General features: G+C 61.7%; 18 protein-coding genes. 13 read left to right on the top strand and 5 right to left on the bottom strand.

Going from position 1 to position 19858, the window contains the following annotated elements; translation table 11 throughout:
- The first annotated feature begins 47 nt into the window (after positions 1–47).
- The 9 genes from PspR32_RS17150 to PspR32_RS17110 all read left to right on the top strand — a co-directional run bounded on the left by PspR32_RS17150 (position 48) and on the right by PspR32_RS17110 (position 10654).
- On the top strand, positions 48–956 hold the full coding sequence (locus PspR32_RS17150) for a 5'-nucleotidase (protein ID WP_100782382.1): 909 nt from the start codon (positions 48–50) through the stop codon (positions 954–956).
- Positions 957–1048: 92 nt separating this feature from the next.
- Positions 1049–1546: a universal stress protein gene (locus PspR32_RS17145; RefSeq protein ID WP_010222541.1), complete on the top strand. Its 498-nt coding sequence runs from the start codon at positions 1049–1051 to the stop codon at positions 1544–1546.
- Positions 1547–1670: 124 nt separating this feature from the next.
- Positions 1671–2645, top strand: a complete 975-nt coding sequence (gene cysB, locus PspR32_RS17140) for an HTH-type transcriptional regulator CysB (RefSeq protein WP_010222540.1) — start codon at positions 1671–1673, stop codon at positions 2643–2645.
- A gap of 239 nt (positions 2646–2884) precedes the next feature.
- Complete coding sequence (locus tag PspR32_RS17135) at positions 2885–3364, top strand: CS1 type fimbrial major subunit (RefSeq protein WP_036996364.1); 480 nt, start codon at positions 2885–2887, stop codon at positions 3362–3364.
- Positions 3365–3526: 162 nt separating this feature from the next.
- A complete protein-coding gene (locus PspR32_RS17130) occupies positions 3527–5992 on the top strand; it encodes a CS1-pili formation C-terminal domain-containing protein (RefSeq protein ID WP_159388943.1) in 2466 nt (821 codons plus the stop codon).
- A complete protein-coding gene (locus tag PspR32_RS17125) occupies positions 5992–7209 on the top strand; it encodes a hypothetical protein (protein ID WP_145959286.1) in 1218 nt (405 codons plus the stop codon). The genes PspR32_RS17130 and PspR32_RS17125 overlap by 1 nt, the downstream gene beginning before the upstream one ends.
- Before the next feature lie 147 nt (positions 7210–7356).
- The gene (locus PspR32_RS17120) at positions 7357–8091 is read left to right on the top strand and encodes a pilus assembly protein (protein ID WP_026001283.1); all 735 of its coding nucleotides are present in this window, start codon (positions 7357–7359) and stop codon (positions 8089–8091) included.
- Positions 8092–8127: 36 nt separating this feature from the next.
- A complete protein-coding gene (locus PspR32_RS17115) occupies positions 8128–8754 on the top strand; it encodes a response regulator transcription factor (protein WP_010222535.1) in 627 nt (208 codons plus the stop codon).
- A 13-nt stretch (positions 8755–8767) separates the two neighbouring features.
- Positions 8768–10654, top strand: coding sequence for an ATP-binding protein (locus PspR32_RS17110; protein WP_159388942.1), 1887 nt, complete (start codon positions 8768–8770; stop codon positions 10652–10654).
- On the opposite strand, the gene PspR32_RS17105 is transcribed toward PspR32_RS17110, so the two are convergent.
- Positions 10641–11375 (bottom strand): phosphoadenylyl-sulfate reductase, encoded by a 735-nt coding sequence (locus PspR32_RS17105; protein WP_010222533.1) that lies wholly within the window; start codon positions 11373–11375, stop codon positions 10641–10643. The genes PspR32_RS17110 and PspR32_RS17105 overlap by 14 nt on opposite strands.
- A gap of 129 nt (positions 11376–11504) precedes the next feature.
- Between PspR32_RS17105 and thrH the strand changes: the two genes are divergently transcribed.
- On the top strand, positions 11505–12122 hold the full coding sequence (thrH, locus tag PspR32_RS17100; protein WP_159388941.1) for a bifunctional phosphoserine phosphatase/homoserine phosphotransferase ThrH: 618 nt from the start codon (positions 11505–11507) through the stop codon (positions 12120–12122).
- Between the two features lie 75 nt (positions 12123–12197).
- Here thrH and pabB read toward each other — a convergent pair whose 3' ends face one another.
- The 4 genes from pabB to rloA form a co-directional block, all read right to left on the bottom strand.
- Complete coding sequence (pabB, locus tag PspR32_RS17095; protein WP_159388940.1) at positions 12198–13541, bottom strand: aminodeoxychorismate synthase component I; 1344 nt, start codon at positions 13539–13541, stop codon at positions 12198–12200.
- 127 nt (positions 13542–13668) lie between these two features.
- Positions 13669–14646, bottom strand: a complete 978-nt coding sequence (locus tag PspR32_RS17090; protein ID WP_010222530.1) for an alpha-L-glutamate ligase-like protein — start codon at positions 14644–14646, stop codon at positions 13669–13671.
- On the bottom strand, positions 14646–16178 hold the full coding sequence (gene rloB / locus PspR32_RS17085) for an osmotic stress tolerance membrane protein RloB (protein WP_010222529.1): 1533 nt from the start codon (positions 16176–16178) through the stop codon (positions 14646–14648). The genes PspR32_RS17090 and rloB overlap by 1 nt, the downstream gene beginning before the upstream one ends.
- A 5-nt stretch (positions 16179–16183) precedes the next feature.
- On the bottom strand, positions 16184–16720 hold the full coding sequence (gene rloA, locus PspR32_RS17080) for a retropepsin-like aspartic peptidase RloA (RefSeq protein WP_026001282.1): 537 nt from the start codon (positions 16718–16720) through the stop codon (positions 16184–16186).
- 293 nt (positions 16721–17013) lie between these two features.
- Between rloA and PspR32_RS17075 the strand changes: the two genes are divergently transcribed.
- The 3 genes from PspR32_RS17075 to prpC all read left to right on the top strand — a co-directional run bounded on the left by PspR32_RS17075 (position 17014) and on the right by prpC (position 19813).
- Positions 17014–17724 carry a GntR family transcriptional regulator gene (locus PspR32_RS17075; RefSeq protein ID WP_010222527.1) on the top strand — a complete coding sequence of 237 codons (711 nt, stop codon included), beginning with the start codon at positions 17014–17016 and terminating at the stop codon, positions 17722–17724.
- Entirely contained in the window at positions 17721–18611 is an 891-nt protein-coding gene (gene prpB, locus PspR32_RS17070) for a methylisocitrate lyase (RefSeq protein WP_010222526.1), read from the top strand. Before PspR32_RS17075 ends, prpB begins: the two co-directional genes overlap by 4 nt.
- A 74-nt stretch (positions 18612–18685) precedes the next feature.
- The gene (prpC, locus tag PspR32_RS17065; protein ID WP_159388939.1) at positions 18686–19813 is read left to right on the top strand and encodes a bifunctional 2-methylcitrate synthase/citrate synthase; all 1128 of its coding nucleotides are present in this window, start codon (positions 18686–18688) and stop codon (positions 19811–19813) included.
- The last annotated feature ends 45 nt before the right edge of the window (positions 19814–19858 follow it).

Genomic DNA, 19858 nt, shown 5'->3' with positions numbered 1-19858 from the left:
AATCGCTGGCAAGCCAGCTCCCACAGGGTATGTAGGAGATACAGCACATGAGCAAGAATCTCGGCGACAAACTGGTCGTCGCCATCTCCTCCCGAGCGCTGTTCGACCTCAGCGAGAGCCACCGCCTGTACCTGGCCCAGGGCGTTGAAGCCTACCGCCAGTACCAGATCGAACACGAAGACCAGGTGCTCGAACCCGGCGACGCCTTCCCGCTGGTGGAAAAACTCCTGGGCCTGAATGCCAGCCTCGGCCAGCCCCGGGTCGAGGTGGTGCTGGTGTCGCGCAACAGCGCCGACACAGGCTTGCGGGTCTTCAATTCGATTGAGCACCATGGCCTGGGCATTTACCGTGCTGCCTTTGTTGGCGGCCGTAGTCCTTATCCTTATCTGGCGGCGTTTGGCTGCCATCTGTTCCTGTCCACCGATGCCGATGATGTACGCAGCGCCCTGGAGGCCGGCTTCGCCGCTGCCACCATTCTCTCCGGTGGTGCCCGCCGCGCCGCCAGTGACGAACTGCGCATCGCTTTTGACGGCGACGCGGTGCTGTTTTCCGATGAGTCCGAGCGTGTCTATCAGCTGGGTGGCCTTGAAGCCTTTCAGGCCAGCGAGCGCCAGTCGGCCCGCGAGCCGTTGCGCGGTGGGCCGTTCAAGCCATTTTTGGCGGCACTCAACGTGCTGCAGAAGGAGTTCCCCGAAGGCGCCTGCCCGATTCGCACGGCGCTGGTCACGGCCCGTTCGGCACCGGCCCATGAGCGCGTGATCCGTACGCTGCGCGAGTGGGATATTCGTCTGGACGAGTCGTTGTTCCTCGGTGGCCTGGACAAATCGGCGTTCCTCGAAGCCTTTGCCGCCGATGTGTTTTTCGACGACCAGGCAGGCCATTGCGAGCGTGCGCGCAGTGTCGTCGCCACTGGCCATGTGCCTCATGGGATCAGCAACGAACCCACCCTGGGCTAGTGGACAAACCTCGGCGCCGGACGGCCCTGCGACGGTTCTTGGCGCTGCTAAGCTGAAGCTTGCTCTGCCGTCATGGCAGTCGAGGAGGTCGAATGATCCATTCCATGCTGTATGCCACTGACCTCGGTGTGTACGCGCCTTTTGTCATGCAACACGCGCTGGCGCTGGCGCGGACCTTCAACGCAGAGCTCTACGTCATTCATGCGGTCGAGCCCATGGGCCAGTTCGCCGAATCGCTGCTGCAAAGCTACCTGGACGAGCAGACCCTCGATGAACTGCACAGCGAAGGCGTCACCACGGTGATGGCCAATATCGAGCAGCGGGTTCTGGAAAACTTTCGTGACGAATTGGGCGAGGAGGCCGACCTGGCCCTGATCAAGGCTGTGCGCGTGCGCCAGGGCGATCCGGCGCAGGTGATTCTCGAGCAGGCCCAGCGCCTGAGTGTCGACTTGCTGATCTTCGGTAGCCATAGCCAGGGCGCTGGCGTTGATATCCCGATCGGACGCACCGCCGTGCGCTTGCTGCAGCTGTCGCCAGTGCCGGTGTATATGGTGCCGCTCGCGCAACACCTTGGGCGTAGGAAGTCGTAACTGCGTGGCGCAGGTAGGTTCCTGGAAGACTGCTAAAATAGTTCTAGATTTATTCTTCAAACCACTAATATAGTTATAAATCGTCGCTGCTGCCGGTGACGCCCAGCTGATTTGAGGGATACCTATGAAGCTTCAACAATTGCGCTACATCTGGGAAGTGGCGCACCACGACCTCAACGTCTCCGCGACAGCGCAGAGCCTGTATACGTCCCAGCCGGGCATCAGTAAGCAGATCCGCCTGCTTGAAGACGAACTGGGCGTCGAAGTGTTCGCCCGCAGCGGCAAGCACCTGACCCGCGTGACCCCGGCCGGTGAGCGCATCATTACCACTGCCGGCGAGATCCTGCGCAAGGTTGAAAGCATCAAGCAGATCGCCCAGGAATTCTCCAACGAGAAGAAGGGCACCCTGTCGATCGCCACCACCCATACCCAGGCGCGTTATGCCTTGCCGCCGGTGATCAGCAGCTTCATCAAGCAATATCCGGAAGTGGCCCTGCACATGCATCAGGGCTCGCCCATGCAGATCGCCGAAATGGCTGCTGACGGCACCGTCGATTTCGCCATTGCCACCGAAGCCCTGGAGCTGTTCGGCGACCTGGTGATGATGCCGTGCTACCGCTGGAACCGTTGCGTGGTGGTACCGCAAGGCCACCCGCTGACCAAGCTGCCCAAGCTTACCCTCGAAGCCCTGGCCGAATACCCGATCGTCACCTACGTGTTCGGTTTTACCGGCCGCTCCAAGCTCGACGAAGCCTTCAGTCATCGCGGCCTGACCCCGAAAGTGGTGTTCACCGCCGCCGACGCCGACGTGATCAAAACCTACGTGCGCCTGGGCCTGGGCGTCGGTATCGTGGCCAAGATGGCCGTCGACACCAAGCTCGATAATGACCTGGTGGTGCTCGATGCCAGCGAGCTGTTTGAGTCCAGCGTGACCAAGATCGGTTTCCGCCGTGGCACCTTCCTGCGCGGCTTCATGTGCGACTTCATCGAGAAGTTCGCCCCGCACCTGACCCGCGAAGTGATGGCCAAGGCTATCGCCTGCCACAACAAGCAGGAGCTTGAAGAGCTGTTCGAAGGTGTCGAGTTGCCGGTGCATTGATGCCGGTTTGATCGCTGCAAAGCGCCCCGCGAGGGGCGTTTTTTTTGCGTACGTTTTAACGTTTGTATTGCTTGGGAAATTTCCCAATGCCCCTGGGAGTGGTCCGACTTTTTGCGTCAGAAAACTGCCGAATAATCCTCCTCGCCAACCGCACTGTGCGGTGCGGCATCAGCCGGCGGGCACTTCGCCGTTGGCACGTCACCTGTGACGGTTTCACAGGTCAATTCGAGGAGCACTTCATGAAACGCACTTTTCTGGCCCTGCCATTGGCCATGCTGGCCGCAGCTAACGTTTTTGCGGTGGAGCCGTTGGAGAAACAGGTCACCGTTATAGCGACTATTCCTACCGAGAACTTCTACGTCGAGCCGGTGGGCGGCAACTGGATGAACGAACCCCAGAGCATGGCCTGGAACCCGATGCGCGAGTCGCTTGAGCCGATTCGTAAACAGCTGCAGGTCAAGAGCACCACTGGAGCCATTTCCGCGCGCCTGCTCAGCCCGGCCGTGATCAGCAGTGGTGCCAACAGCATCGGCCTGGACGTAGCGGTCAATGGCACCGGTTTGACCACCACTTCCGCTCCGGTGGTCCCGGCAGCCGATGCCGCAGCGGGTGCCCGGGTCGGTTTTGACGTCGCCGCGCAGTCCGCAGGCCCAAGCGGCTACGTGCCCGGCAACTACCAGGGCATCATCAACATGATGTTCGAGACCGTCACGCCGTAAGTCGCCAGCCTGGCGTTTTTCCCTTCCCCTTCTGTTCGCCCCGCTCCTCATGCACTTGCCTGGGGTGGGGTGAATATTGCCTGTGAAAACATGGACATGGTCAATTACGTGCCATTAGTTGCTGTAATCCGAATGACACTGGGGTGTCTGGCCTTTTCGGGTATGGCGTCAGCCTGGGCCGATGCGCAGGGGCCGTCCACTCACCTTGGTGTACTGACCCAGGCCCAGGGCCTGCCGCAAGAGTTCACTGAGCATTTCTTCGATGTGCCATTGGCGGTCAGGGTCGACCTTGATGGTCGCTACCTGGGGGATGCCCTGGTCGTGCTGTCGCGTGATGAGCAGGTGCAGTTGCTCGACTTCACCGACACCTTCGAGAGCCAGGTCGCCGACACCGAGCGCTCCCGCTGGCGCGAACAGCTCAGCGAGCCAAGGTCACTGGGCAACTGCCTGTCCAGTTGTCCGCAGGGGTTGGTGGCCTTGCACTACAGCCTGGTGAATTCGCAGTTGTCGATTCTTACCGCAGCGGCCGAGCGCAGTGATCAGCCGAGGCTTTATCATCAATTGCCCGAGCGTGGCAGCCATGGCTTGCTGCTGCGCAATCAGTTGAACCTGGTCGATGCAGATAACGACACCACCGGACGTTATGCCGTCCAGGGGCAAAGCAGCTTCGGCAACTGGACGGCCCTGGGCGAGGCCCAGTTCGACCGCAACAGCGACAACCTCGAGCAAACCCGGCACCGGGTCGACCAGCTCTATGGCGAACGTCTGCACGACAATCATTTTTTTCGCCTGGGGTATTTCACGCCAGGCGCCCAGGGGCTCACCCGCCAACCGCGCCTGTTGGGTAATCATCCCGATACCACACGCGGGTTTATGCTCGGTAGCAGCGACAGCCTGGCGCTCAACAATGGCCAGGCCAGTGCAACGCCCATCTACGTCACGCCCAACCGCTCCGGTATCGCGGAAATCTACCGTAACGGTGTACTGATCAACAGTCAGGCCGTGCAGGCTGGTTTGCAGGCCCTGGATACCCGGGTGTTGCCGGGCGGCATCTATGAAGTGGAGGTACGCCTGATCGAAGACAATCAGGAAACCTCGCGCACCGAAGCGTTTATCTATAAACCCAGTAACTGGAGCAACGCCGAGTCTCCCTGGCGCTACAACATCTACCTTGGGCAGCAGAGCAGCCTGTGGAGCAACTGGGACCAGACCTACGACGACAGCTTCACCGCCGGTGCATTCACTAACTATCTGGCCCATCCCAGGGTGGTGCTCGGGCTCTCTACCCAGCGTATCGACGAGCTGATGCAATACGGTGGCTCGCTGGACTGGGATGTGCTCGATCCGCTGAAGCTGTATGCCAGCGTGTTTCATACCGAAGACAACGGCAACGGCTATGACTTGCAGGGTATCTACAACTACGCGTTGGGCTCGCTGGTGTTCAGCCACAGCCGGTCCTGGCTCGATAGTCGCCGGGTCGACGAGGTTATGGATACGGTCTATGCCGGTACGCGTGTCCAGGAGGTCCGCCAGAGTGCGCTATCGCTGAGCCACAGGGTCGATCGGCAAAGTACTGCCACCCTGCGCCTGTCCCATAGCAGCGGTACCGGCGCAGATGGCACCGGCGTGGATCTGGGTTGGGGCTACTTCGGTAAGCTGCTGAACTCCGATACCAGCTGGCGCCTGTCGCTGTTCGACCGGCCCGGCACCAGCAGTTCCGGCAATGCGCGTAACCGCGGCGTCAGCTTGAGCATGAGCATGAGCCTGGGGGGGCCTGGGCAGCGAATCTCGGCAACCCTGGGTAGCAGGACGTCACGTGACGGCGAGCGCGACCAGAATGCCTCGTTGACCTATCAGCAGGATGTTGACTACGGCGCCTTGCGCAGCCTGGCTGGCACTGTCTCGCTGGATAGCTATGGGACCGGTTTTGGCGGCAATGCCCTGTTCGAAAGCCCGCTGGTGCACGGTGATGCCTATGCCCAAAGCTCTTCCTACAACGGTGAGCTGACCGCTGGCCTGAACCTGGACAGCGTGGTGGCGGTTGGCGCCGGCAAAGTGGCGATGTCCGGGCAGCACCTGCCCCATGAGGCGGGGTTGATCGTCGATGTGGAGTCCGACCTGCAGGGTGTGCGTATGCGTGCCGATGACCATCAGGGCTATGGTGCGGTACTGCGCCCCGGGCGCAATGTCATCCCGGTGGCGGCCTACAAGGCTGGCCAGGTGCACTTCGATTTTGATGGACATGATGCACATGCCGCCGTGATTCAGCCATCAAGCCTTGAGTATCACCTCAACCGCGGAGGCGTGGAGTACCACCGGATTCGCGTGATGCAGACCCTCACAGTGATCGGTCGACTGGTCGACGCCAAAGGCCAGCCGCTCAGGGGCGCATTGGTGATCAACCACGCCAGCCGCAGTGTCAGTGAGGCAGATGGGTTCTTTGCTATCGAGATGAGCGAATCGACGCCGACCCTGGAGATTCGCCGAGCCGGGGATGCCTTGTGCCTGCTCAGTTTTGACCAAGGCAGGTTTGCGCGGGAGAACGATGTACTGCTGGTCGGTGATTTGACTTGCGCTGGTGCCAATGTGGCCCGGGCCGAGTTGAAACAGATGAAGGAGGAAGCGTGATGCGGCGACTGCGAAAATCCCTGGGCGCGGCGTTTGCCGTGTTCATGGGGGTATCAGGGGGCGGTTTGCCAGGGCTGCTCAGCGCTAAGGCCGAGGCCAATGTGGCGAACATTACCTTTGAATACACCGGCCCTCGGCCAGGCTATAGGCCGGACGAGTTCGTCAATACCACGCCGCCGGCGGAGTTCTGTTCGGGGCTGGTTCACTGTACTCGGTACAACGAACACAAGTACACGTTCAATTTCCCGGCCAGTTACAGCAAGACCACCTTCCAACTAGACCCAGATTTACGAAACAGGTACTTCTTCAAACTGCCGGACGTAACCACCTTGCATCTGGTCAATGAGCACGGGGATTCGTTCCGTGCTCAGTTCAAGCCGACCCATGTCGGCCTGAGAGTCAGATCTTCTAGCGGGAGTCTGGGAGTGGGTTACCCAAATAACGGAGGGTGTTGGGGCGTGGCGTCGCGTTACGTCACAAATAACATCGCTGAATACGTCGGGGCGATCATCGACCCGAGTGTTGGTTGCTGGATAGCTGAGCGAGATCAGAGTCCAGGAGCCAGAAACGAGCACTCGACCAACGTAATGGGAATATCCTACGACCTGCAGTTGCCGTCTGCCACATCACTGAAAAACGGTGTCTATAGGGCTCAGTTGCCATGGAGGGTTGCTTTTCCGGGAGGGGGGGAGTTTGACACTGGTAACAGTGCCCGCCCGATAAGCCGTTGGACCCTGGATTTTGAAGTAACCGTCAGACACCCCTTGAAGATCGAGTTTCCGGCCGGTTCCGAGCGGGCGGTACTTGAACCCGCGGGTGGCTGGGCCGGCTGGAGCAACCGAGGGGCCGCGCCACAGCGCCTGTACCGCTATCTTCCATTTCGCATCTGGACCACCAGTGCCATCAGTGTCCATGCCCGCTGCGAATACACCATGGGCGGGCGGTGCGGGATCCGCAATCGTCGCGATCATCAGGTGCCGTTGACCTTCGCCCTGACCCTGCCGCCGAGCATGCGCCATGCCGGCGCGCTGGTGGAGGACCTGCCGTTGCCGGTAGGCGGCGGCGCAGCACTTACCATCGACACTGTCGAGGAAACGCGCGACCGCCAGGGGCGCCTGCTGTTTGAAGTGTCCCAGGCTGATGTCGCACAAATGCTTTTACATCCGGGGGAAACCTATCAGGGCGATGTCACGCTGGTAGTGGATGCTGCGCTGTAGACAGCGAGTGGCTCACGAAGCCCGAAAAGGATGTAAGACGTTTCTCCTTGATTTTGGGAAGTTTCCTATAGGTCGTGCAGGTTGCCCGGCTAATCCCGCTCGATGAGAATGATATTAATTGGCCATTTGCCTAAGGGAGGCGTACGCATGAAGGGAATTCTGGCAATGCCAGTGCTGTTGATGCTGCTTTGTGGGTCCGCATTCGCGGGCCCTGAGCTCAATATCGGCACGTTTTATGACTATCTCGATGGCGACAAAAGCACGCTGCTCAAGCGGGTTCGCAATGCGGGAGACGCCACGGCGTTCGTCAAGGTCAGCGTTGTCGAGTTGGTCTACGACAACCAGGGCCAGGCCCGCGAGGTCGAGATGGACGGGCGCGAGGCGTTGCAGCGCGGCCTGGTGGTGAGCCCGGCGCGGCTGATCATCCCCGCCAATGGCATGCAGGCGGTGCGTCTGCTTTACCGCGGCGAGCGCGATCAGGAGCGCTATTTCCGCTTGCGTTTCATTCCGGTGCTGCCGGAGGTCGACGACGGTTTTGCCATTACCGAAGACGAAGCCGAACGCTATGAAGACGCCCTCAAGGTCGGGGTCAATATCCTCGCCGGTTATGGTTCGATCCTGTTCGTACGGCCCCAGGCAAGCCGCTACCAGACCGAGGTTGAACATCAGGCTGGGCGCTTCCTGATTCCCAACAAGGGCAATACCACTATCGTGCTCGATCATTTCAATGACTGCGCCGCCGGTAACCAGGACTGTGTGCCGGCGACCAAGCACCATGTGTTGCCGGGCAATGTCCGCGTGTTCGAGAAAAAGCCCGGGCGTCATTATCGCTTTGAGCTGATCGAGGGCGAACAGCGCCGCGAGATTGCCTTCCAGGGGTGAACCGAGCCCAGTCACCGTCGTGGTATGAGGGAAAGCATGAGTAGTGTCTTGATCGTCGATGACCACCCGTTTATTCGTTCCAGCGTCAACTTGCTGCTCGTCAGCGAACGCTTCGATGTGGTTGGCCAGACCGATAACGGCATCGATGCCGTTCGGCTGGCACGAGAGTTGAGCCCGGACCTGATGATTCTCGATATCAGCATCCCGGGGCTCGACGGCCTGGAAGTCATCGCCCGGGTCAAGGCGATGAAGCTTGCGCTGAAGATTCTGATCCTGACTTCGCAACAGGCTGAATACTTTTCCTTGCGCTGCATGAAGGCGGGGGCGGTCGGCTACGTGTCGAAAACCGATGACCTGTGCGAACTGAGCAAGGCGGTGCATGCGGTCATGTCCGGCTACACCTACTTTCCCGAGGTTGCCCTGAGCTCCGTGAGCAGGGTCGATGTGCGGGCCACGGAGGCCGAATGCATCGCCAGCCTGACCAACCGTGAGCTGCTGGTGCTGCAACAGTTGGCCCGGGGCTTGAGCAACAAGGCCATTGGCGATGCGATGCTGTTGAGCAACAAGACCATCAGCACCTATAAAACCCGCCTGATCGAAAAACTGAGGGTCAAATCATTGGTGGACCTGGCGGATGTCGCCAAGCGCAATCTGCTCGTCTAGGTTGCGCAATTGTGTGCAGGCTCGATTGCTGCAAGCGCTGGGGTTGCTGGCCCTGTTATGCCTGACCGAAGTGGCTGGCGCCGATGACGTAACGCCAGGTATCTGGCCGGATGCGATCCGCGGCTTGCGCGCCTTTGAGGCTCATGCGCATGCGGTGGTGGTGCAAAACCCCACGCTGGCGATAGTCGACAGTTTCTGGCACGACAATGGGCGCCTGATCGCCCAGGCGTGTGCCTTGGTCGGCAGCTTGCTGGCACTGGCGCTGGTATGGATTCACTACCTGCGCCAGTCGATCCGCAAGTGTGAACGCACCGAACGGGCCTTGAGCCAGCTGTACGCTGAGCTGCAAGCCGCCAAAGAGCAGGCAGAGGCGGCCAACCAGGCCAAGACGACATTTCTGGCGACCATGAGCCATGAGATCCGCACGCCCATGAATGCCCTGTTGGGCATGCTCGAGCTGGCCCAGGAAAAGGCCGAACAGGGTGTGCTCGATCGGCTGGCCATCGAGGTGGCCTCAAGCTCGGCGCGTGGCCTGCTGGAGTTGCTCGGCGATGTGCTGGATGTCACCCGCATCGAATCCGGCCAACTGCTGCTCGAACCACGGCGTACCCCGTTGCGCCAGCAGGTCGAAGGCGTGGTGCGCATGTTTGAACAGCAGGCCCAGAGCAAGGGCCTGCGCTTGTATCTGGAGGTCGCTGGTGCGCTGGATAGCGACGTGCTGCTCGATGCTCTGCGCTTCAAGCAGATTCTGTCCAACCTGGTCAGCAATGCGATCAAGTTCACCCGTGAAGGCTCAGTGCGTGTGCGCCTTGAAACGCAACGCCAGCGCCACCGGGTAGCCGTCACCCTGGTGGTGGAAGATACCGGCGTCGGCATTCCCATGGCTGACCTGTCACGCCTGGGGACGCCCTATTGCCAGGCCAGCAACAACCGGCAAACGGGGCGCAACGGTGCGGGCCTGGGGCTGAGCATTTGTCGGATGCTGTGCGAACTGATGGGCGGGCGCCTGCAGCTCGATAGCAGCATTGGCGTCGGTACGCGCGTCGAGTTGCAGTTGAGCCTGACCTGCCTGCCGCCCTCGGCTTCCAGCACTGTGCCAGGCAGGTGCCGGGAGGGTGCTGGCGGGGCAAAACCGCTAAAGGTGCTGGTGGTGGATGATTATCCGGCCAATCGCATTCTGCTCATGCACCAGCTCGGCTACCTGGGCCATCGCGTGCGGGTGTGCGAACACGGCGGTGAGGGGTTGCGCTGCTGGCTGCGAGAACCGTTCGATGTGGTCATTGCCGACTGCAATATGCCGATTTTCGATGGTTACCGGCTGGCCCGGGCGATCCGCGAGCATGAGCGGCGGGCCGGCAGGCGCGCCTGCCGGGTGCTGGCGGTGACCGCCAACGCACAGGTGTCCGAACGCGCCCGCTGCCGGGCGGCGGGAATGAATGCGTGCCTGTTCAAGCCCTTGAGTATCGATGATTTGGCGCAGGCGTTGGGCGGGGTGGCGTGTTCTGCGCCAGCGCCGGTCGAGGCCCCGCCGCTAGCTGTGCTGCCAGGCGTGGACATCTCCAGCCTGCTGGTGTTGGCCGTGGGCGACCAGGGCAAGGTCAAAGCCCTGCTCGGCGATTTGCTCAGCAGTAACCGCCAGGATCTGCGGCGGCTGGACCGGCTGCACGACGGTAAGGACCTGGCGGCGCTTGCCGACCTGGTGCACCGCCTCAAGGGCGGGGCGCGGATGATCCGCGCCCACGATCTGCTGGACATCTGCGCCCAACTGGAGAAGGCCTGCGCCGCGCATGCCCCGGCCCACCGCATCAGCCAACTGGTGGAACTGCTGCGCCAGGCGATCGTGGAGCTTGAGCGGCACCTTGAGCGCTATTGCCAGCCCGAGGAGGTCAGCCCTTGGTGATCAGGTTGCCGGCGTGCAGCCCGCATTCTTTCTGGGTCGACTCTTCCCACCACCAGCGGCCTTCGCGCTCGTGCTGGTTCGGCAGCACCGGGCGGGTGCAGGGTTCGCAGCCGATGCTGATGAAGCCGCGCTCGTGCAGGCTGTTGTACGGCAGCTCAAGCATGCGGATGTAGCCCCAGACTTCCTCGCTGCTCATTTGTGCCAGCGGGTTGAACTTGTACAGGGTGTGCTCGGGGGTGGAGAACGCACTGTCGATTTCCAGCACTGCCACCTGGCTGCGGGTGCCCGGGCTCTGGTCACGGCGCTGGCCGGTGGCCCAGGCGCTGACGGTGCTCAGCTTGCGCCGCAGCGGTTCGATCTTGCGGATGCCGCAGCACTCGCCATGGCCGTCCTTGTAGAAGCTGAACAGGCCTTTTTCTTTGACCAGGGGCTCAAGCTTGCTGGGGTCGGGGGAGAGGACCTCGATCGGCAGCTTGTACTGTTCGCGCACCTGCTCGATGAACCGGTAGGTTTCCGGGTGCAGGCGGCCGGTGTCGAGGCTGAACACCTTGACGTTCTTGTTGAGCTTCCAGGCCATGTCCACCAGCACCACGTCTTCGGCACCGCTGAAGGAAATCCATAGGTCATCGCCGAAGTGCTCGAAGGCCAGTTTGAGAATATCTTGCGGCGACTTGTTGGCGTAGGTCGCGGCCAGGGCGGCGACGTCGAAGGGTTGGCTCATCAGGCGGCTTCCGGTCGTTGAGTGGCGCTTGGCGCTCGTAATACCCTGATCTTAACAAAAATTGCCGGGGTCGACGCCGCGCATGTAGAGTGCGGCTTCCCATTTTTGGCGTTGTTCGAGGAGTGTGCTGTGGAAATTGCCTGTCTCGACCTGGAAGGTGTGCTGGTCCCGGAAATCTGGATCGCCTTCGCGGAAAAAACCGGAATCGAATCGCTGCGAGCCACCACCCGCGATGTTCCCGATTACGACGTGCTGATGAAACAGCGCCTGCGTATTCTCGATGAGCATGGCCTGAAGCTTGCCGATATCCAGGCGGTGATTGCCACGCTCAAGCCGCTGGACGGCGCCGTTGAATTCGTCGCCTGGCTGCGGGAGCGCTTCCAGGTGGTGATTCTCTCCGACACCTTCTACGAATTCTCCCAGCCGCTGATGCGCCAGCTGGGCTTCCCGACCTTGCTGTGCCATCGCCTGATCACCGACGAATCCGATCGGGTCACCGGTTACCAGTTGCGCCAGAAGGACCCCAAGCGTCAGTCGGTGCTGGCCTTCAAGAGCCTGTACTACCGGGTGATTGCCGCGGGCGATTCGTACAACGACACCAGCATGCTTGGCGAAGCGGATGCGGGGATTCTGTTCCATGCGCCGGAGAACGTCATTCGGGAGTTCCCGCAGTTCCCGGCGGTGCATGATTTTACGGCGCTGAAGAAAGAGTTCATCAAGGCTTCGAACCGGTCGTTGAGCCTGTAGGGGCCTTATCGCTGGCAAGCCAGCTCCCACAGGTTCACCACCCAACCTGTGGGAGCTGGCTTGCCAGCGATGCTTTTAGAGACTTTGCAAGGTCTCGAGCAACACCTTGACCTTGGTGATCGACTCTTCGTACTCCGCCTGCCAGTCCGAATCCGCCACCACTGCGCCACCCCCCCAGCAGCACACCTGACTGTCCTTGACCAGCAGGCTGCGGATGGCAATCGAGCTGTCCATTTCTCCGCGCACGTCCACATACAACAGTGACCCGCAATACAGCGCCCGGCGGCTGGGCTCCAGCTCGTCGATGATCTGCATGGCGCGGATTTTCGGCGCGCCGGTGATCGAGCCACCGGGGAAGCTGTCGGCGATCAGGTCCAGGGCGTCCTTGCCGGCCGCCAGGTGCCCGGTGACGCTGCTGACCAGGTGATGCACGTTGGGGTAGCTCTCGAGGCTGAACAGCTCCGGCACTTTTACCGAGCCGATCTCGCAGGTGCGCCCCAGGTCGTTGCGCAGCAGATCGACGATCATCAGGTTTTCTGCGCGATCCTTGCTGCTACCCAGCAGTTCGGCGGCGTTGCGTGCATCTTCGCCGGCATCGCTGCTGCGTGGGCGGGTGCCCTTGATCGGCCGGGTTTCGACCTGGCCGTTACTGACGCGGATGAAGCGCTCTGGCGAGAAGCTCAGCAGCGCGCTGCCATCGGCCAGCAGCTGGAACCCCGAATACGGCGTCGGGCAAGCCCGGCGCAGGGCCTGGTAGGCATGCCAGGGGTCGCCCTGGCAGGGGGCGCGAAAGCGCTGGGTGAGGTTGATCTGGTAGCAGTCGCCGGCATGGATGTACTGCTGCACCCGGTCAAAGGCCTGGCGGTAGTGTTCTGCGCTGATATCGCCGCGCATTGGCGCCTGCAGCGCAAAGCTGGCGGTGTCGACAGTGGCTGGTGCCTCGAACAGTTCGATCAGGCGTTGACGCTCGGCCTCGGCCAGGCTTGGGTGGAACAGCAGCTGGCTGTGCTGTTGCTGGTGATCGCTGATCAGCGCCCAGGCATACAGGCCAAGGCTGGCATCGGCCAGGCCCAGATCGTCGACGGCAACGCTGGGCAGGTGCTCCAGGCGTCGGCCGAAATCGTAGCTCAAATAACCGATCAGACCACCGGCAAACGGTAATTCGACGCCATCGGGTACCTGCGCCCGGCCCAGTTGCGTCAGGCTGTCACGCAGGCGCTGCAGGTAAGCGCTGCCGCTTTCATCCACCGTGGGTGCCAGGGTCTGCAGCGGCCAGGCGCTGAGCAGGTCAAAGCGACCGCGTTCGGCCGTCGGTCGGGCGCTATCGAGCAGCACGGCTCCGGGCGCCTTGCGGATGCGCGCAAAGTAGGCCGCGGGATCGGCCTGGTAGGGCAGGGGGTGGAGCGTACAGGTCGGCATGCAAGTAACAGCTATGAATGCGGGGAGGCGATTGTAGTCCTCTGTAGGAAATGCTCCTAGCGCTGACTACGACATTGAGTCTCCAGCCTGCGCCAGCCGGACCGGCTGACGCAGACAGGATGTGCACTCAGCTCGGCACGTGGCCGAACAGCTCCTGGGCGAAGCGTACGCGTTCTTCGACGCTCTCCTGGCGGCCGTCTTTGGCCAGTTGCTCCAGGTGCGCCTCCACCGCGTGGGTGCGCAGGGTCAGGCCGCAGTCGTTGGCGATCTGGATGTTCAGGCCGGGGCGGGCGTTGAGCTCGAGGATCAACGGGCCCTTGTCCTGGTCCAGGACCATGTCGACCCCGATGTAACCCAGGCCGCACAGCTCGTAGCAGCCGGCGGCAAGCTTCATGAAGCCGTCCCAGTTCGGCAGTTGCACGCCGTCCACCGCGTTGGTGGTGTCCGGGTGCTTGCTGATGATGTTGTTCAGCCAGGTGCCGCGCAGGGTCACGCCAGTGGCCAGGTCGACGCCGACACCGATGGCGCCCTGGTGCAGGTTGGCCTTGCCGCCGGACTGGCGGGTCGGCAGGCGCAGCATGGCCATTACCGGGTAGCCCATCAGCACGATGATGCGGATGTCCGGCACGCCTTCGTAGCTGATGCTCTTGAAGATCTGGTCCGGGGTGACCCGGTACTCGATCAGCGCGCGGTCGCGGTGGCCGCCCAGGGAGTACAGGCCGGTGAGGATGCTGGAGATCTGGTGCTCGATTTCCTCGTGGCTGATGATCTTGCCCGAGACCGTGCGATAACGGTCTTCGAAGCGATCGGCAACCACCAGGATGCCGTCACCACCGGCACCCTGGGCAGGCTTGACGACGAAGTCGCTGCGCCCGCCGATGATTTCCCCGAGCTTGTCGATCTCTTTCTCGGTGGAGATGATCCCGTACATTTCCGGCACATGGATGCCGGCCCGGATCGCACGCTCCTTGGTGATGATCTTGTCGTCGACGATCGGGTACAAATGGCGCTTGTTGTACTTGAGGACGTAGTCCGCATTGCGCCGGTTGATACCCATGATGCCCCGGGCCTCCAGGGCTTTCCAGGTTTTCCAGAGACCGAACATCAGGCGTCAGCCTTCACGAAAGCCTTGAAGCGCACCAGCTCCGTCAGGCGGTAGCCGCGGTAGCGACCCATTGCCAGCATGAAGCCCACCAGAATCAACAGTACCGCCGGGAAGGTGAAGACGAAGTACACCAGCTCCGGCACGCTCATCAGCAGGTGTGCCAGGGAGGCGGCGAACAGGGTGCCGATCGCCACTTTCATGGCATGGCCACCGCCGCGTTCTTCCCAGGTGATCGACAGGCGTTCGATGGTCATGGTCAGGATCACCATCGGGAACAGCGCCACCGACAGGCCGCGTTCCAGGCCCAGCTTGTGGCTGAACAGGCTGATGGCGGCAATCAGCACCACGACGAAGGTCAGGACCACCGACAGGCGCGGCAGCATCTGCAATTTAAGGTGCTCGAGGTAGGAGCGTAGCGACAGGCCGAGCGCGGTGATCACCGTGAACAGGATGATGCCGAAGCCCAGCTGGGTTTCGCGGAAGGCCAGGGCGATCAGCACCGGGGTGAAGGTACCCAGGGTCTGGATGCCGATCAGGTTGCGCAGCACCAGGATCACCAGTACGCCGATCGGGATCATCACCATGATCATGAAGGTCTGCTGGGTCTGCAGCGGCAGGCCGTACAGCGAGTATTCGAGGAAGTCGGCGTCGGTGTTCTCGTCGGTCAGCTTGGCCAGGCGAATGGCGTTCATTTCGCTGTTGTTGAGGCTGAAGCTGACGTTGGCTTTCTTGCCGCCATCGACGGTGATCAGGTTGTCATCACCGGTCCACCACAGCAGGCGGTCGGCCGGCAGGCCTTGCTCGCCGGTGTCCGGGTTGAAGTACAGCCAGTCGGTGCCGTTGAAGCTGCGCAGCCACAGTTCAGGGGTTTGCGGCTGGTCGGCGACCAGGCGGATGGTGTGCACCTTCTCGACCGGTACGTGGGCGATCGACAGCAGCAGGTCGATGACCTTGGCCTTGTTCAGCGACGAGGTGTCGCCGGCCAGCAGCAGCTTGACGTTGTCGTCGTTGAGGTTGTTGACCCGCTTGATGGTTTCGCCGACGAAGGTCTCGACGTCAGCCGAATGCTGGCGGATTGGCGCCATCAGGGCTTCGGCGGCGACTTTTTCCGGGCCTTCGACCGCCAGGCTGTCGCGGAAGGTCGGGCCCTTGATCTTGGCCTTTTCGGTGCTATAGCGCTTGGTCAGCACCAGGCGGTAGTAGAGGGTCTGGTTGCCGTTGGCGCGGCGTGCCGACCAGGTCACCTTGCGGTTGCCGTCGACGCGGTTGACGCTGACGCCGTAGTTATTGGAGATGAAACTCTCGTTGAGGCTCACGTAGTCGCGGCTCAGCGGGGGGACGAACATCTGGACCTTGACCGGGTCCTTGGGGCTGGCGACGAACTCGACCTTGGCGTCGATGTTCCACAGGTCATCGGTTTCATCCTCGGTCACCGGAATGCCGAGAAAGAAGATCTGATAGGCCGTGACCAGGATGCCCAGTAGCACCAGGACGGTAATCAGGACTTTCAGATGGAGGGTAAGAGAGCGCATCAGGATTACTCTGCGGTATGAGCGTCAGTGGCGCAGGCGGGTTTGCCGGCAGCGTATTTAAGGCTTGGGTCGACCAGCGCGTCGAAGTGCTTGAGGGCCTCGGAGCCGATCAGCAGCGGATACTGGAACGCGCTGCGGTCGGTCAGGTTCACTTCGATGCTGCGCAGGGCCGTACCCATGCAGATGTTCATGGCAATCACCGGGCGGGCGGTATAGGCCTTGCCTTCGTCCGGGTCGTAGTCACCGGCGCGTCGCTTGATCTTGCTGACGCGGGCCAGTGGTCGTTCTATCGGATGCGAGTGGGCAGCGTCAATTGCCAGGTAGAAGCGCACCCAGGACTCACCGTTGCGCTTGAAGCGCTTGATGTCGCGGGCACTGAGCGAGGCGGTCTTGGCCCCGGTGTCGAGTTTGGCCGCCACTTCCAGGTCGATATCGGCCAGGCGGGCGTATTCATTAAGGCCGTACACGGTCTTTTCCGCAGCCTGGCCCAGGGCCGGCAACAGACAGAGGCTGAACAACAGGGGGAGGGGCGTAAGTCTCATAAATCCTGGCGCGGTGCTGTGCGATGTTCGGGTCAAGGCCACTGGCAGTACTGCGCAAGCTTCCTCGTTTACCTGCCACCTGCATAAACAGATGACAGACACACTATTCGTGCCCCGTCGGGAGGCGCGGCATTCTATCACGCTGGTGTGCTGGCGCCAGCGGCTGCACTCAGACAACAACCGGGACCTTGAAGTTCGTTCTTAGACGATTGTCGACAATATTCATTTTGTCTTTGACTATGGGTGTCGATTTGGCTAGTTTTGCCCTCATTGATTTATGAGGTGTCAACAATATGCTGGACACAGCCCAAGCCCCCGGCACAGTGGCAGACGACAGCGAAACCCTCTCGGAAAACGTCTTCCGGCGTATCCAGGCGGCCATCGTCAAAGGCGAGATCGCCCCCGGCAGCAAGATCTCCGAGCCTGAGCTGGCGCGCACCTACGGCATCAGCCGCGGGCCGCTGCGCGAGGCGATCCATCGCCTGGAAGGCCAGCGCCTGCTGGTGCGCGTGCCGCATGTCGGGGCGCGGGTGGTGTCGCTCAGCCATGCCGAACTGATCGAACTGTACGAAATCCGCGAGTCCCTCGAAGGCATGGCCTGCCGCCTGGCCGCCGAGCGTATGAGCGTAGCTGAGATCGACGAGCTGCGCCGGGTGCTCGACACCCACGAGCGCGACGCCACCTTCCAGGCCGGCCTTGGCTATTACCAGCAGGAAGGCGATTTCGACTTCCATTACCGGATCATCCAGGGCAGCGGCAACCGCACCCTGGTGCAGATGCTCTGCGGCGAGCTGTATCAACTGGTGCGCATGTACCGCATCCAGTTCTCCGCCACGCCCAACCGGCCACGCCAGGCGTTCGCCGAACACCACCGGATTCTCGATGCCATCGCCGACCGTGACGGTGAACTGGCCGAGCTCTTGATGCGCCGCCACATCGGCGCCTCCAAACGCAACATTGAGCGTCACTATCTGGACGCTTCCAGCCCACGAGGTGAGTCATGAGTCAGAAAAGCAGTCCCGGCCAGCGCTTTCGCGATGCAGTTGCCGCCGAACACCCGCTGCAGGTGGTCGGTGCCATCAACGCCAACCACGCGCTGCTGGCCCAGCGTGCCGGTTTCAAGGCCATCTACCTGTCCGGTGGCGGCGTGGCCGCAGGCTCCCTGGGCCTGCCTGACCTGGGCATCAGTGGCCTGGATGACGTACTGACCGACGTACGGCGCATCACCGACGTCTGCGACCTGCCGCTGCTGGTGGACGTGGATACCGGTTTTGGCTCCTCGGCGTTCAACGTCGCGCGTACCGTCAAGTCAATGATCAAGTTCGGCGCCGCGGCCATTCATATCGAAGACCAGGTCGGCGCCAAGCGTTGCGGCCACCGCCCGAACAAGGAGATCGTCTCCCAGCAGGAGATGGTCGACCGCATCAAGGCCGCGGTTGACGCCCGTACCGACGACAGTTTCGTGATCATGGCGCGTACCGACGCCCTGGCCGTCGAAGGCCTGGAAGCGGCCCTGGACCGCGCCGCTGCCTGCATCGAAGCCGGTGCCGACATGGTCTTCCCGGAAGCCATCACCGAGCTTTCGATGTACAAGACCTTCGCCGACCGGGTCAAAGCCCCGATCCTGGCCAACATCACCGAGTTCGGTGCCACGCCGCTGTACACCACCGAAGAACTGGCGTCGGTCGATGTCTCGCTGGTGCTCTACCCGCTGTCGGCCTTCCGCGCCATGAACAAGGCTGCCGAAAACGTCTACACCGCGCTGCGTCGCGACGGCACGCAGAAGAACGTCATCGATACCATGCAGACGCGCATGGAGCTGTACGACGCCATCAACTACCACGTGTTCGAGCAGAAGCTCGATGCACTGTTCGCCCAGAAAAAGGGCTGAGGTCCTCTGTAGGCGCGGGCTTGCCCCGCGATCAGCCTGAGATTCCATAACAAATTCAAGAAAGGAGAAAGACAATGGCCGAAGCAAAAGTACTCAGTGGTGCCGGCCTGCGTGGTCAAGTGGCCGGGCAAACCGCACTGTCGACCGTGGGCCAGGCCGGTGCCGGCCTGACCTATCGTGGTTACGACGTGCGCGACCTGGCCGAGCACGCGCTGTTTGAAGAAGTCGCCTACCTGCTGCTGTACGGCGAGCTGCCGAGCAAGGCGCAGCTGGCCCAGTACCAGCAAAAGCTGAAATCCCTGCGTGACCTGCCGCAGGCGCTCAAAGAAGTGCTTGAGCGCATCCCGGCAAGCGCCCACCCGATGGACGTGATGCGTACCGGTTGTTCGGTGCTCGGCACCCTGGAGCCGGAGCTGACCTTCGAGCAGCAGCACGACAAGACCGATCGCCTGCTGGCGCTGTTCCCGGCGGTAATGTGCTACTGGTACCGCTTCACCCACGATGGCGTGCGCATCGACTGCAGCAGCGATGAAGACACCATTGGCGGCCACTTCCTGCACCTGCTGCATGACAAGAAGCCGAGCGCGCTGCACGTCAAGGTGATGAACGTCTCGCTGATCCTCTACGCCGAGCACGAGTTCAATGCCTCGACCTTCACCGCCCGGGTTTGCGCCTCGACCCTGTCTGACCTGTACTCCTGCGTCACGGCCGCCATCGGCTCGCTGCGCGGCCCGCTGCACGGCGGCGCCAACGAAGCGGCGATGGAGCTGATCGAGCGCTTCCAGAGCCCGCAGGAAGCGGTGACCGAGCTGCTGCAGATGCTGGCGCGCAAGGACAAGATCATGGGCTTCGGCCATGCCATCTACAAAGAGTCCGACCCGCGTAACGAAGTGATCAAGGCCTGGTCGAAGAAGCTTGCCGATGAGGTGGGCGACACTGTGCTGTACCCGGTGTCCGAAGCCATCGACAAGACCATGTGGGAGCAGAAGAAGCTGTTCCCCAACGCCGACTTCTACCATGCCTCGGCGTACCACTTCATGGGCATCCCGACCAAGCTGTTCACCCCGATCTTCGTCTGCTCGCGCCTGACCGGCTGGGCGGCGCATGTATTCGAGCAGCGTGCCAACAACCGCATCATCCGCCCGAGCGCCGAGTACACCGGCGTCGAACAGCGCAAGTTCGTGCCAATCGAACAACGCTGAGACTAGGCCGAGCTGCAAGCTTGAAGCGCCAAGCTGCAAGTAACA

Source organism: Pseudomonas sp. R32 (genome assembly GCF_009866705.1).
In the GTDB taxonomy this organism is placed as follows: Bacteria; Pseudomonadota; Gammaproteobacteria; order Pseudomonadales; family Pseudomonadaceae; genus Aquipseudomonas; species Aquipseudomonas donghuensis.
This window is presented reverse-complemented; position numbering and strand designations above follow the sequence as displayed.